Here is a 13,952-nt window from a genome sequence, read left to right as displayed (position 1 = left end):
ATCGTATTCCTATATATATGATAGGTTTTTGAAAGGAGGTTTTTTGAATGCCAGGTGGAAAAAGAGAAAGAAGCGGCGGAAAAGATATGTACGATAAAGGCGAAGGTAAAGGCGGAATGAGAATGAGAAGGGCAAAGAAAAAAGTTTGTGCCTTCTGTGTAGATAAAGTAGTTGATATCGATTACAAGGATGTAGCAAAAGTACGCAAATTCATATCCGAAAGAGGTAAGATACTTCCAAGGAGAATTTCCGGAAACTGTGCCAAACATCAACGTCAGTTGACTATGGCAATAAAAAGAGCAAGACACGTTGCACTTTTGCCATATACAGCTGAATAAGAATTTACATGTAAAGCCTATAGAACAATCTATAGGCTTTTAATTTCTCACCACAACAATCAAGGTTGCAAAATCGCAAGCGATTTTGTTCTAAAAAATAACTATATGGAGATAATGTTATGGTAAAGATAGGTTATCTTGGTCCTAAAGGTACATTTTCGCAGGAAGCTACTTTAAGATATATTGATGGTAGAAAAATAGAAAACTTTGAGCTGTATGAGTATAATGGAATATCCGATTTGATATTTGCTGTTCAAAACAAGGAAGTTGACGAGGGTGTGGCTCCTATGGAAAATTCCTTGGAGGGGGCTATAAATGTAACTCTTGATATGCTGGCTTCAGATGTCAACCTTTTGATAAAGGATGAAGTAGTAATATCCATTGTTCAGAACCTGCTGGTTAGGAAGGGAACTGATCCTGAAAAAATCCGGTGTATTGTTTCACATCCACAGCCAATAGGCCAATGCAGGAAATTTATCGGCAGCAGATACCCCAATGCTCATATAAAATATGTTTACAGTACTGCAGGGGCGGCAGAAGAGGTGGCACAGTGCGACGGAAGCATGGCGGCAATAGGGTCTTCCATAGCAGCAAAGGTATATGGACTTGATATACTGGATAAGTGTGTACAGGACAGTGATAATAATCTTACCAGGTTTGCAGTTATAGCCCATAATGACAGCTGCAAGACGGGAAATGACAAGACCTCAATTGTGTTTTCAACTGAAGACAAACCTGGGAGTCTCTACAGAATATTGGATATTTTCAATCTGTGGGATATAAACATGACGAGAATAGAGTCAAGGCCAGCCAAAAATGAGCTGGGTAAGTATATTTTTTTCATTGATATATTAGGGCACAGGGACGATGAAGATTTGAAGGATGCACTTACTATGGTAAAAAGAAAATCATCATTTTATAAATTCCTTGGATCCTATCCAATATTTACGGTATAAGGAACTTATAGCTTGCGGGAAATAAAGCAAATGTATATTCTATCCATGTAGTGGTGTGTTATAATATACAATCATAAACTATACTGGAGTGGTTAGATGGCATTATTTGATAAGGAAATTGATATAACAAGGAATATAAAAATTATAGAGTGGTTAAAGAGTGAACTCCTGACAGATATTGCAGCATTATTCAAAATACTTGTAAACGGAGCAAAAGAGGAAGTCCATGAGGCTGTCACTGAAAGCCTGTCAAATATAATTTTGATATGCTACCTGCTTGGTAAAAGGCTTGGAATCAGTTATAATTCCATTGAAATTAAAATAGAGAATAAAATTAAGCTTGGCTTGGTTGAAGAGCATGATGTTGAAAAATACTATGGAGATTTATCGGAATTAACAAGGCATTTAAATTGTTCCAGGATAAGAAAATAAGGAGATAAAATGGACAATAAAAGGTTTATGTGGGCTTTTATCCCCAGGGCAAGTACTTATTTGGGCATAATACTGCTTCTGGTAGTTATTCTGACAATATTGAAATTTTGGATCGGCATGGTGGGATTTGTTCTTTTTTTATTTCTGGTTTTTTATAACCTGAGACTGGAATATAAGAGACAGAGTGATCTTACCAAATATATCGAAGATTTGACATTCCATGTTGATACGGCAACCAAGGATACTTTGTTAAATTTTCCGCTGCCTTTTGTAGTGCTTGAGTTAGATGGCACTATTGTGTGGTACAACCCGCCCTTCAGAGACATATTCGGCGGTAAGGATCTTTTGGAAAAGAACATAACATCCTTGACGAATGACCTTGAACCAAAAAAAATACTTGACGGACAACCCAAAATTAATAAAAGTATATTAATAAATCAGCGTAATTATAACGTACTGGGGAACTTTGTAAAAGCCGAAAAGAAAAGCGATAAGGGCGAATTTATTCTTATGCTGTATCTATTGGACAATACAGAGTTCGTTGAGCTGGAAAAGCGGTTTAATGACGAAAAGACCTGCATTGGGCTTATTGTTATAGACAACTATGATGATTTGATGCAGAGTTTGGAAGATGGATCAAGACCCCAGCTTCTAGCGGAGATTGATAAAAGAATTGTAGGCTGGATGAGCCATACTGGAGGTATTATAAGAAAGTTCGAAAGGGACAAGTATTTATTTGTATTTGAGAACAAATACATAAAAGAGTTTGAAGATAAGAAGTATGAAATACTGGACATAGTAAAGGAAATCAATATAGGAAACAAAATTCCTGTAACATTGAGCCTTGGATTTGGAATTAACGGTAAAACTATAATTGAAAACTTTTCATATGCAAGTGCCTGTATTGATATAGCACTTGGCAGGGGGGGAGACCATGTTGTTATAAGAAATGGTGAAACCTTTAACTTTTTCGGAGGCAAAACAAGAGAGCTGGAGAAAAGGACAAGAGTAAAGGCAAGGGTTATAGCTTATGCGTTAAGGGAGCTGATTGACCAATCTCCGGAGGTCTTGATTATGGGCCATGAGTACTGCGATGTGGATTGCCTTGGAGGGGCATTGGGCATTTGCAGGATTGTAAAAAACAGAGGTAAAAATGTTCATATAGTTTTAAACAGTTCGAACCCAACAATAGAAAACCTGTTGTCTAAAATTGAAAAGAATCCTGACTATTCGGGGGTTTTTATAAATAGCAGTGAGGCATTGGACCGTATCAATAAAAAGACACTGCTTATAATACTTGATACTCACAGGCCATCGTTCACTGAAAGCCCTGAACTTATTAAGTTCACAAATCAAATTGTTGTTATAGATCACCATAGGAGAGGGGCGGACTATATTCAGGATGCGGTGCTGACATATCAGGAAACATATGCGTCTTCTACCTGTGAGCTTGTAACAGAAATTTTACAGTATGTAGAGGAAAAGGTACACTTAAAGCAGCTTGAAGCTGAGGCTTTATATGCAGGAATTGTTGTGGATACCAAGAATTTTACATTCAAGACTGGTGTAAGAACATTTGAAGCTGCATCTTTCTTAAGGCGTCAGGGTGTTGATACTGTTTCAGTGAAGCAGCTATTCCAGAATGATATTGGAACTTATATAAACATTTCCAATATTGTAAGGAATGCTGAGATTGTTAATGACAGGATAGCCGTTTCGGTTTGTCCTCAGAATATTAAAAACGCCCAACTAATATCAGCACAAGCAGCAGATCAGCTTTTAAGCCTCTTAGGAATAGCGGCAGCCTTTGTTCTCAGCATAAATGGAAATGTAGTTGTTATAAGCGGGAGATCTCTAGGAGAGATTAATGTTCAGATGATATTGGAAAGATTAGGCGGTGGAGGTCATTTATCCATAGCCGGTGCACAACTCGAAGGAATTTCTATAGAAAACGCCATAGAAAAACTAAAGTGTGCTATAATTGAATATACTAACGAAATTAATTCAGGTAACTGTTAAAAAACGTAGCAAATATAACCGTAGGGGGGATTTAATAATGAAAGTAATTTTAAAAGCGGATGTAAAAGGATTAGGAAAAAAAGATAGTTTGGTTGAAGTAAGTGACGGATATGCAAGAAACTTTCTTATGCCGAAAGGATTGGCAATGGAAGCCACTTCATCCAATATAAATGTAATGAAAAACAAGAATGAATCAGACAGGATGAAAAAGGAAAAAGAATTGGCAAAAGCTAAGGAAACAGCAGAAAAAATAAAGAATATTACTCTCATTTTTAAGGCTAAAGCCAGTGAAGGCGGCAAGCTGTTTGGTTCAATAACTAATAAGGATGTTGCAGAAAAGCTAAAGGCTGATTTTAAGCTTGATGTTGACAAGAAGCAGATCATACTTGAGGATGCTATAAAATCATTAGGGACTACGGAGGCAAACATAAAGCTATATCCTGAAGTAAGTGCCAAGTTAAAGATAAAGATAGAAAATGTATAAAGAGGGTGCAGTAGATAATGGATTTGGGTTCTTTTGGGAGAGTACCGCCTCAGAGCATTGAAGCTGAGCAGTCTGTGATAGGCTCAATGCTTCTTGATAAAGAGGTAATTCCCGTAGTGACTGAGGTTTTAAAAAGTGAGGATTTTTATAGGGCTGATCACAAGGAAATTTTTGAGGCTGTGATGGATCTTTTCGATTCCGGAGAGCCTGTGGATCTTATTACCGTTTCCGAGCAATTGAAACTACGAGGTACTCTTGATAATATCGGTGGGCTCGAATACCTGACCAATATAGCGAGTGCAGTCCCCACAACTGCAAACGCAAAGCATTACGCAAAAATTGTAGAAGAAAAATCAACCTTGCGAAAGCTTATAAAGGCATCATCAGAGATTGTAAATCTTGGGTATGAAGCCTCTGAAGAGCTTTCATATATAGTTGACAAAGCAGAAAAGAGCATTTTTGACGTTCTCCAAAAAAGAGGTACCCAAGGCTTTGCTCCAATCAAAGAGGTTTTGGTGGATGCCTTTAACAAATTGGAAGAGCTATATAACAATAAAGGCCATGTTACCGGCATACCTACAAAGTTTGTGGACCTTGATTATAAAACATCAGGTCTTCATAATTCAGACCTAATACTTGTAGCAGCAAGGCCGGCAATGGGAAAGACTGCCTTTGCACTTAACATTGCTCAGAATGCAGCGGTTTATTCAGGAGTTCCTGTGGCAATTTTCAGCCTTGAAATGTCAAAAGAACAGCTTGTAAGCAGAATTCTTTGCAGTGAAGCCATGGTGGACAGCCAGAAGGTAAAGACAGGGAAGCTGGAGGATGATGACTGGAAGAAGATTGCCCGTGCTTTGGGACCTTTATCCGAGGCACCGATTTATATAGATGATACGCCGGGTATCTCAATATCCGAAATAAGGGCCAAATGCAGAAGGCTTAAGCTGGAAAAGAACCTGGGACTGGTTGTTATCGACTACCTTCAGCTCATGCAGGGCAGAGGCAAAACCGAGAGCAGGCAGCAGGAAATATCTGATATCTCAAGGTCATTAAAAATATTGGCAAAGGAAATAAACGTTCCGATAATTACCCTTTCACAGCTCAGCCGTGCCCCTGAACAAAGGGCTGATCACAGGCCTATCTTGAGTGACCTCAGGGAATCCGGTGCCATAGAGCAGGATGCCGATATTGTTATTTTTTTATACCGGGATGATTATTACAATCCTGAAACCGATAAGAAAAATATAGCAGAAGTTATTTTAGCAAAGCATAGAAGCGGATCAACAGGAACAGTTGAGCTTACTTGGCTGGGTACATATACCAAGTTTGCTAATATTGAGAAATACAGGACATAATAAGACTTATATGAATAATAGCATAATTGAGAAAGTTTTAAATACAATTAAATGTAACAGTCTATTAAATAAAGGTGAAACTGTAATCGCCGGTATTTCCGGCGGTCCGGATTCTGTTTGCCTTGTCCATGTTTTAAAGAATATCTCATCTCTTTATAATTTAAGGATAATTGCAGTACATATAAACCATATGCTTAGGGGAGAAGAAGCAAATCTGGACGAGGATTATGCTAGGGAATTTTGCAGGAAGATTGGAGTAGAGTTTTACTCAGACAGGATAGATGTACGAAGTATATCGAAGAAAGAATCGGTATCCTTGGAGGAAGCAGGACGGCTTGCAAGATATAGGCAATTTGAGTTTTATGCAAAAGATAAAGATGCACAAAAGATAGCTGTTGCCCACAATAAAAATGACCATTCCGAGACCATTCTTATGAATATTATCAGAGGAACAGGGCCGGATGGGTTAAAAGGGATACAGTATAAAAGGGATAACATAATAAGGCCTCTTTTGGATATCAGCAGGCATGAGATTGAGGACTATTGCACATTGAATAAATTGAATCCCAGAATTGACAGTTCTAATCTGGAAAGTATATATACCAGAAATAAAATCCGCTTGGAGCTGATTCCTTATATCAACAAAAGTTTTAATACCGACATTGAGGAAAGTATTGGCAGGACGGCGGAAATAATCAGCTGTGATCTGGCCTTTATTGAAGAATATACAAAGAATGCATTAAATAGATGTATAACAGATAAAAAAACCGACAAAATAAGGCTTAGTGTTGGAAATTTAAAGGATTTTCATGATTCTATAAAGAATAGAATATTAAGGAGTGCTATAAAGGATATAAAAGGAAATTTGAACGGAATTGAAAAGAAGCATATAAGTTTACTGCTGGAGTTGGCCTTAAACGGCAGAACCGGTGCGGTGATCTGCCTTCCGGGGAAACTTACGGGAGAAAAATCCTACGATGCACTATCCATATCGTGTAAAAACAGCAATAAAAAAGAAACTGCAGGGGTTGATTGCGATAGCAGTTCCGAAAAAGAAGTGGTAATACCTGGAGTGATTTCTTTTCAAGCAAATGGCATAAATTATTGTTTGGAATCATCTGTCATAGAATCAAATACTGTAGACAATTTAAATTTTACAAAATATAGAAGAGAGTCTATGATTCAATATTTTGATTATGAAATCCTTAAAATGGGTATAAGTTTGAGAAAGCGAAAAGAAGGGGATGTATTCAAGCCTGTAAATGGTAATGGTACCAAAAAGCTTAAAAACTATTTCATTGATGAAAAAATTCCCCGAGAAGAAAGACAAAAAATGCTTCTAGTAGCAAAAGGAAATGAAATTGTTTGGATTGTAGGCAATAAAACAAGTGATAAATTTAAAGTAAATGAAAATACTAAATATATATTAAAGCTGGAATTGAAGTATGACACGGACTGCAAGTACTAGTATTAAACAGGGGGAAACAGACTTGAACGGTATTAAACAGATATTGATTAGCAAAGAAGAGTTAGGCAAAAAAGTTAAGGAATTGGGAAATAAAATATCCAATGACTATGAGGGTAAGGATCTTATACTGGTTGGTGTACTCAAGGGAGGATTCGTATTTTTGGCTGATCTTATAAGAGAGTTAAAAATCCCTGTTGAAATTGATTTTATATCGGTATCAAGCTATGGTAGCTCCTCAAAATCCTCAGGAGTTGTTAGGATTATAAAGGATATAGATATTTCAATAACCAATAAGCATGTAATGATTGTTGAAGATATTGCAGACACTGGACTTACGCTGAAGTACCTAAAAGAAATGCTGCAAACAAGAGGACCTGCTGACATAAAAATCATTGCGGCACTTGATAAGCCTTCAAGAAGAAAGGTTGAAATCGATCTTGATTATAAAGGATTTACTATACCTGATGAGTTTGTAATAGGATATGGGCTGGATTATGCAGGCAAGTATAGGAATCTTCCGGATCTATGTATACTTGATGAAGAAGTGTATAAATAAACCGAGATAATACTTTTAATATAGATTATTGAGTTTTGATAAAGTATATGTTAATATATAGTACTGTATAATCATATTAAAATAACCACACTTTTTACATTTTGTATATATATAATTTAATGTTTTTTATAAAATAATAAGGAGTGAGCTGTTTGAAGTATTTCAAGGGAATAAGTTTTTATATAGTGCTTTTGGTTATAATATTGGCTATCTTATCAATATTTAGTTTAAGCCAGGATCCAGAATCAAAAACCTATACACATTTGTTGTCACAGCTTGACAAAGTTCAGTCCATCTCGTTAGAAGGGAATAAAGCGACTGTAATTACAAATAAGGCCGCTGGTGGAGCGAAGTACACAGTCATTATTCCATCCATTGATAAGTTCTTGGAGGAAGTCAATCCCTACATCAAGAACAATCAGATAGCATTGGAAGGAAAACCGCTTTCAACAGCTCCGTGGTGGGTTACAATTCTGCCGACTGTAGGTCTTATAGTTATATTCATACTGTTCTGGGTATTCTTTTTGCAGCAGTCTCAGGGCGGAGGCGGAAACAGGGTTATGTCCTTTGGTAAAAGCCGAGCCAAAATGAGTGTTGATGAAAAGAAAAAGGTGACATTTGAAGACGTTGCCGGAGCAGATGAAGAAAAGGAAGAATTAAAAGAAATTGTAGAGTTCCTAAAACAGCCTAGAAAGTTTGTTGAGCTTGGTGCAAGGATACCTAAGGGGGTACTGCTTGTGGGACCTCCAGGAACAGGTAAAACCTTACTGGCCAAAGCGGTTTCAGGCGAAGCAGGCGTTCCGTTTTTTAGCATAAGCGGTTCTGACTTCGTGGAAATGTTTGTGGGTGTAGGTGCATCAAGGGTAAGGGATTTATTTGAACAGGCAAAAAAGAGCTCTCCATGTATTGTGTTTATAGATGAAATAGATGCTGTTGGACGTCACAGAGGTGCAGGCCTTGGCGGAGGACATGACGAACGTGAACAAACCCTCAATCAGCTCCTTGTTGAAATGGATGGTTTTGGACTGAATGAAGGTGTAATCATACTTGCAGCTACCAATAGACCTGATATTTTGGACCCAGCATTGCTAAGACCTGGAAGGTTTGACAGAAGGGTTGTTGTTGGATATCCAGACATAAAGGGAAGAGAACAGATACTTAAGGTGCATGCTAGAGGAAAGCCATTAGGCGAGGATGTAAAGCTGGATGATATTGCTAAAAACACATCGGGATTTACCGGAGCTGATCTTGAAAACCTTCTTAACGAAGCAGCACTCTTAGCTGCAAGAAAAGACAAGAAGGTTATAACATATGAAGAAATAAAAGAGGCTACGTTCAAAGTTGTTATGGGTCCTGAAAAGAAGAGCCGCGTAATGAGCGAAAAAGAAAAGAAGCTTACTGCTTATCATGAAGCAGGTCATGCAATTGCGATAAAGTTGGTTTCTTCTACAGATAGAGTAGACAGAATATCCATAATTCCGTCCGGAATGGCCGGTGGATATGTATTCGGAAGGCCTGAAGAAGATTTAAGCTATCGTACAAAGAGCCAGCTTCTTGAATCCATTGTCGTTTCCCTTGGAGGAAGAGCTGCTGAAGAAATAATTTTAGGAGAGATAAGTACAGGTGCTTCAAGTGATTTAAAACATGCTAATGGAGTTGCAAGAGACATAATCATTAAATATGGTATGAGCGAGAGTTTGAGCAACCTTATTTTCAGAAATGAAAATGATGAAGTGTTTATCGGAAGAGATTTTGCACAATCAAAGAATTACAGTGAAGAAACAGCTTCCATAATTGACAGGGAAGTAAAGAGCATTATCGATAATGCATATGAGAGGACATTAAGCATACTGAAAGAGAATATCAACAGACTTCATGTTGTTGCTAAGACTCTAATGGAGAAAGAGAAACTTGAGGGTCCCGAATTTGAAGAAATATTTGCAAGTGCATAAATGTTTATAAAAGCAGTATAATTTCCTTGACTAGTATTGCGTAATATGTTATATTATGCCTAAGTTAAAATTTAATAGTAACCTTATCAAGAGAGGTGGAGGGACTGAGCCCTATGAAACCCGGCAACCGGCATAATGTATCGGTGCCAATTCCTGCAGAGTGTCGTGTACATTCTGAAAGATGAGGAAAGCAGAAATTCTTGCCTCTTCTTTATGAAGAGGTTTTTTAGTATCAAAATAAATTGTATTAAATATATAAAACAATTTTTAACAATAAGGAGGATTAGAAATATGGGAAGAATTTTATTTACTTCAGAATCAGTTACAGAAGGGCATCCGGATAAAATCTGTGATCAGGTATCTGACGCAGTTTTAGATGCTATATATGAAAAAGACCCTAATGCGAGAGTAGCTTGTGAAACGGCAGTAACAACAGGTCTTGTCCTGGTTATGGGGGAGATTACCACAAGTTGTTATGTTGACATCCCAAAGATAGTAAGAAATACCATAAAGGAAATAGGTTATGACAGGGCAAAATACGGTTTTGACAGTGAAACGTGTTCTGTTATTACATCAATAGACGAGCAATCACCTGATATTGCAATGGGAGTGGACAAGGCTCTTGAGGCAAAAAAAGGCGAGATGACAGATGCCCAAATTGAAGCGATTGGTGCAGGTGATCAAGGTATGATGTTTGGATTTGCTTGTGATGAAACCCCTGAACTTATGCCTATGCCTATTTCATTGGCACATAAGCTTGTTAAGAAGCTGAGCGATATAAGAAAGGCTGGAGTAGTTAATTATTTGAGACCTGACGGTAAATCACAGGTTACGGTTGAGTATGAAAACGACAGGCCTGTGAGGATAGACACTGTTGTAATATCTACACAGCATAGTGCTGACGTTGAGCATGACACAATTGAAAAAGATATAGTTGAGCATGTTATTAGACCGGTAATCCCAGCAGAACTTATAGACTCAAATACAAAGTTCCTTATCAATCCAACAGGAAGGTTTGTTGTAGGAGGTCCTCAGGGAGACTCCGGACTGACAGGAAGAAAAATAATAGTAGATACGTATGGCGGATATGCAAGACATGGAGGCGGAGCTTTCTCAGGAAAGGACCCCACAAAGGTTGACCGTTCAGCAGCATACGCAGCAAGGTATGTAGCAAAGAATATAGTTGCTGCAGGGTTGGCAAGAAAATGTGAAGTTCAGCTGGCATATGCCATAGGTGTTGCTAAACCGGTATCAATCTTGGTTGAAACTTTTGGAACAGGCAAAATCTCAGAGGACAAGCTGGTTAAATTGGTTCAAAAGAACTTTGATTTAAGGCCGGCAGGTATAATTAAGACATTAAATCTCAGAAGACCTATTTATAGAAAAACAGCTGCATACGGACACTTTGGACGCACTGATGCTGAATTGTCATGGGAAATGACTGATAAGGCTGAAGTGCTCAAAAAGGAAGCAGAGTTAATATAATCAGTGTATAATTGCTGTTTATATACAACACATTTACTGTAACCAATTATGCATTTCCTTAATAACTTGATTTAAGGAGGTGTTTAAATTGTTTGAGCTGATACCTGAATTACTTGTGTATCTTTTTGCGGTTTATGGTATGTTATCACTTATTATTAGTATCATTGAGTCGTTTCCAAAAAGGAAAAAATCCTCAAATATCGACGTGAAACTGGTAATATTGATAAAAAACCAGCAGGATAATGTGGAAGGTATTGTAAAGACAATACTATCGGGAGAAACGGCAAGGGATATTGTTTCCAACGGCAAACTCTATATAGTGGACATGGGCTCCGAGGATGAAACCTTAAAAATATTAAAAAAGTTAAAAAATAATCATGATATGATTGAAGTTTTTAATAGGGATGAGAAGGAATTGATATTTGAAGAAATTAAAGCAAATTAAGGTAAATTAGACAAAAAGGCTCGATTTTATAAGGATATACCTTGTAAGATCTAGCCTTTTACTTATGTCCGTTTACTTTATATAATTTGATTGGTGGCATTCTATCTGGTATTATAGTAAGTGTGTTTAGAACAATAAATAATACAAACAAATAAGAATGCATGAGGAGCATGTAAAGGTGAATGCATTAGTTACTATAGAAGGAATCGTTGAAGATATTATATATACAAATGAAGCAAATGGCTATACTGTTTGCGATGTAAAGGATGATAAAGAAATAATAACTGCCGTAGGATTTATGCCTTTTATCAGTATCGGAGAGTCCATAAAAATTATAGGTAAGTGGGTTGAACATCCCGATTACGGTGAACAGCTAAAGGTGGAGTGTTATGAAAAGCTTCTGCCAAAGACAGCTGATGCTATTGAAAAATATCTTGCATCGGGGGTGCTAAAGGGAATAGGGCCTGCTACGGCGGCTAAAATAGTTAAGAAATTCGGAGATGATACATTAAATATAATAGGTTTCAAGCCTCAGCAATTATCGCTGATTAGAGGCATCAGCCTAGAAAAGGCTATTAAGATAGGACAAGACTTCAATGAGCAGCAGGGGCTTAGAAATGTCATGCTCTTTTTTCAGGAGTATGGTATAAGCCCTGTCCATTCTATGAAAATATATAAGATTTTTGGGGATAGGGCTATTGACGAAATAAAAGAAAACCCATATAAGCTCTCGGAGCAAATTTTCGGAATAACATTTAAAATTGCAGATAGGCTGGCAATGAGTCTTGGTATTGATCCAATGTCCATATACAGGGTATGCAGCGGAATTAAACATGTCTTGACTCAATCTGCCGTGAATGGACATACTTATCTTCCGGAAGAAAAACTTCTTGAGCTTACATCACAGCTTTTGGAAGTTGAAATTGATCAGATAAGGGATGCCTGCATAAAGCTTCTTTTGGATAAAGCCATTTATATGGATAAAAGTGCGGAGGGTAATAGGGTATATCTAAGTACATTCTATAATGCTGAACTGTCTGTGTGCAAAAGATTGATAGGGCTTTCCACCGTTGAATTTAAAAATGATGCTATAGAGTTGGAAAAAAGGATAAATGACATTCAGGAGGAAGAAGGAATTGTATTTGCCGAAAACCAGCTTGTGGCAGTAAAAGAGGCCTTGGCCCATGGAGTAATTGTAATTACTGGAGGACCGGGAACTGGGAAAACCACCATAATAAAAAGCATAATAAAGCTCATGCAAAGGGACGGCTTTAATGTCGCACTTACTGCTCCCACGGGCAGAGCTGCAAAGAGGATGACTGAAACTACAGGTTTTGAAGCTAAGACTATTCATAGGCTGCTGGAAATCGGATACAGCTCCGATAATGATGAAATGGTTTTTACCAAGTCTGACTCAAACCCAATTGAGGCAGATGCCATAATAGTGGATGAGATGTCAATGGTTGATATAATACTTATGAACAGTCTTTTAAAAGCTATTGAACCTGGAACGAGGCTCATACTGGTTGGAGATGTTGACCAGCTGCCTTCGGTGGGACCGGGTTGTGTGCTAAAGGACATTATATCCAGCAATATGATTGGAATAGTAAGATTGACTGAAATTTTCAGACAAGCTGAAGAAAGTATGATAGTGGTTAATGCACACAGGATAAATAAGGGGGATTTGCCGCACTTAAATGTAAAGGGCAAGGATTTCTTTTTTATGCCGCGAAATAGTGGAGATCAAATTGTTTCCACCATTGCAGAACTATGCTATAAAAGGCTTCCTGCAAAATACGACTACGATCCCATGAAGCAAATACAGGTCCTTACACCTACAAAGAAAGGGCCTACTGGTGTGTTGAACATGAACAAAGTGCTGCAAAAATACCTGAATCCTGAGGAGCGGACAAAGAGGGAGAAAGCATACAGGGATTTTGTATTCCGTGAAGGTGACAGGGTTATGCAAATAAGAAATAATTATACTATCAGATGGGAAAAGTCTGGGCTTTTTACCAGTGAGGGTCAAGGAGTATTTAATGGAGATACAGGCATTATTATCGAAATTGATAATGATGAGCATTTTGTGAAGGTCTTGTTTGATGATGACAAAATTGTTGAGTATGACTTCAGTATTTTAGATGAGTTAGAGCTTGCTTACGCTATTACTATTCATAAAAGCCAGGGAAGTGAATTTCCGGCGGTAATTATTCCTTTATACAGCGGACCTGAGATACTTCTTACTAGGAATCTTCTTTATACAGCTATTACTAGGGCTAAGGATATGGTTATACTTGTGGGTTATGAAAATGTCCTCAGGCTTATGATAAATAATCTAAAAGAGATGCAGAGATATTCAAGCCTTTCGGAAAGGCTAATTAGTGGGTTTGCAGGAATATGCTTCTAAGCCTGGTCATTGCTTTTTTTCATGACTAAAAATATACATTCCTTCTATTAAATTT

12 protein-coding genes and 1 riboswitch are annotated in these 13,952 nt (G+C 37.6%); all 12 genes read left to right on the top strand.

Annotation, left to right across the window (positions count from 1 at the left end; genetic code table 11):
• Positions 1-86: 86 nt before the first annotated feature.
• The 12 genes from rpsR to VIO64_RS16980 all read left to right on the top strand — a co-directional run bounded on the left by rpsR (position 87) and on the right by VIO64_RS16980 (position 13,897).
• Positions 87-338, top strand: a complete 252-nt coding sequence (rpsR, locus tag VIO64_RS17035; RefSeq protein WP_414705301.1) for a 30S ribosomal protein S18 — start codon at positions 87-89, stop codon at positions 336-338.
• A gap of 119 nt (positions 339-457) precedes the next feature.
• Positions 458-1,294, top strand: coding sequence for a prephenate dehydratase (gene pheA / locus VIO64_RS17030; RefSeq protein ID WP_331920419.1), 837 nt, complete (start codon positions 458-460; stop codon positions 1,292-1,294).
• Positions 1,295-1,390: 96 nt separating this feature from the next.
• The gene (locus VIO64_RS17025; protein WP_331920417.1) at positions 1,391-1,726 is read left to right on the top strand and encodes a MazG-like family protein; all 336 of its coding nucleotides are present in this window, start codon (positions 1,391-1,393) and stop codon (positions 1,724-1,726) included.
• 9 nt (positions 1,727-1,735) lie between these two features.
• Positions 1,736-3,745 (top strand): DHH family phosphoesterase, encoded by a 2,010-nt coding sequence (locus VIO64_RS17020; RefSeq protein WP_331920415.1) that lies wholly within the window; start codon positions 1,736-1,738, stop codon positions 3,743-3,745.
• Between the two features lie 37 nt (positions 3,746-3,782).
• Positions 3,783-4,229: a 50S ribosomal protein L9 gene (gene rplI / locus VIO64_RS17015; RefSeq protein WP_331920413.1), complete on the top strand. Its 447-nt coding sequence runs from the start codon at positions 3,783-3,785 to the stop codon at positions 4,227-4,229.
• 17 nt (positions 4,230-4,246) lie between these two features.
• Positions 4,247-5,584 carry a replicative DNA helicase gene (gene dnaB, locus VIO64_RS17010; RefSeq protein ID WP_331920411.1) on the top strand — a complete coding sequence of 446 codons (1,338 nt, stop codon included), beginning with the start codon at positions 4,247-4,249 and terminating at the stop codon, positions 5,582-5,584.
• Between the two features lie 10 nt (positions 5,585-5,594).
• Positions 5,595-7,052 carry a tRNA lysidine(34) synthetase TilS gene (gene tilS, locus VIO64_RS17005; protein ID WP_331920409.1) on the top strand — a complete coding sequence of 486 codons (1,458 nt, stop codon included), beginning with the start codon at positions 5,595-5,597 and terminating at the stop codon, positions 7,050-7,052.
• 22 nt (positions 7,053-7,074) lie between these two features.
• The gene (hpt, locus tag VIO64_RS17000) at positions 7,075-7,608 is read left to right on the top strand and encodes a hypoxanthine phosphoribosyltransferase (RefSeq protein ID WP_331920407.1); all 534 of its coding nucleotides are present in this window, start codon (positions 7,075-7,077) and stop codon (positions 7,606-7,608) included.
• 152 nt (positions 7,609-7,760) lie between these two features.
• On the top strand, positions 7,761-9,560 hold the full coding sequence (ftsH, locus tag VIO64_RS16995; RefSeq protein WP_331920405.1) for an ATP-dependent zinc metalloprotease FtsH: 1,800 nt from the start codon (positions 7,761-7,763) through the stop codon (positions 9,558-9,560).
• Positions 9,561-9,640: 80 nt separating this feature from the next.
• Positions 9,641-9,748: riboswitch (SAM riboswitch) on the top strand.
• Positions 9,749-9,851: 103 nt separating this feature from the next.
• Positions 9,852-11,045, top strand: a complete 1,194-nt coding sequence (gene metK / locus VIO64_RS16990) for a methionine adenosyltransferase (protein ID WP_331920403.1) — start codon at positions 9,852-9,854, stop codon at positions 11,043-11,045.
• 88 nt (positions 11,046-11,133) lie between these two features.
• Positions 11,134-11,490, top strand: a complete 357-nt coding sequence (locus tag VIO64_RS16985) for a hypothetical protein (RefSeq protein WP_331920401.1) — start codon at positions 11,134-11,136, stop codon at positions 11,488-11,490.
• Positions 11,491-11,668: 178 nt separating this feature from the next.
• On the top strand, positions 11,669-13,897 hold the full coding sequence (locus tag VIO64_RS16980) for an ATP-dependent RecD-like DNA helicase (protein ID WP_333783866.1): 2,229 nt from the start codon (positions 11,669-11,671) through the stop codon (positions 13,895-13,897).
• Positions 13,898-13,952 lie beyond the last annotated feature (55 nt).

The sequence above is a fragment of the Pseudobacteroides sp. genome (assembly GCF_036567765.1).
GTDB lineage: Bacteria > Bacillota > Clostridia > Acetivibrionales > DSM-2933 > Pseudobacteroides.
This window is presented reverse-complemented; position numbering and strand designations above follow the sequence as displayed.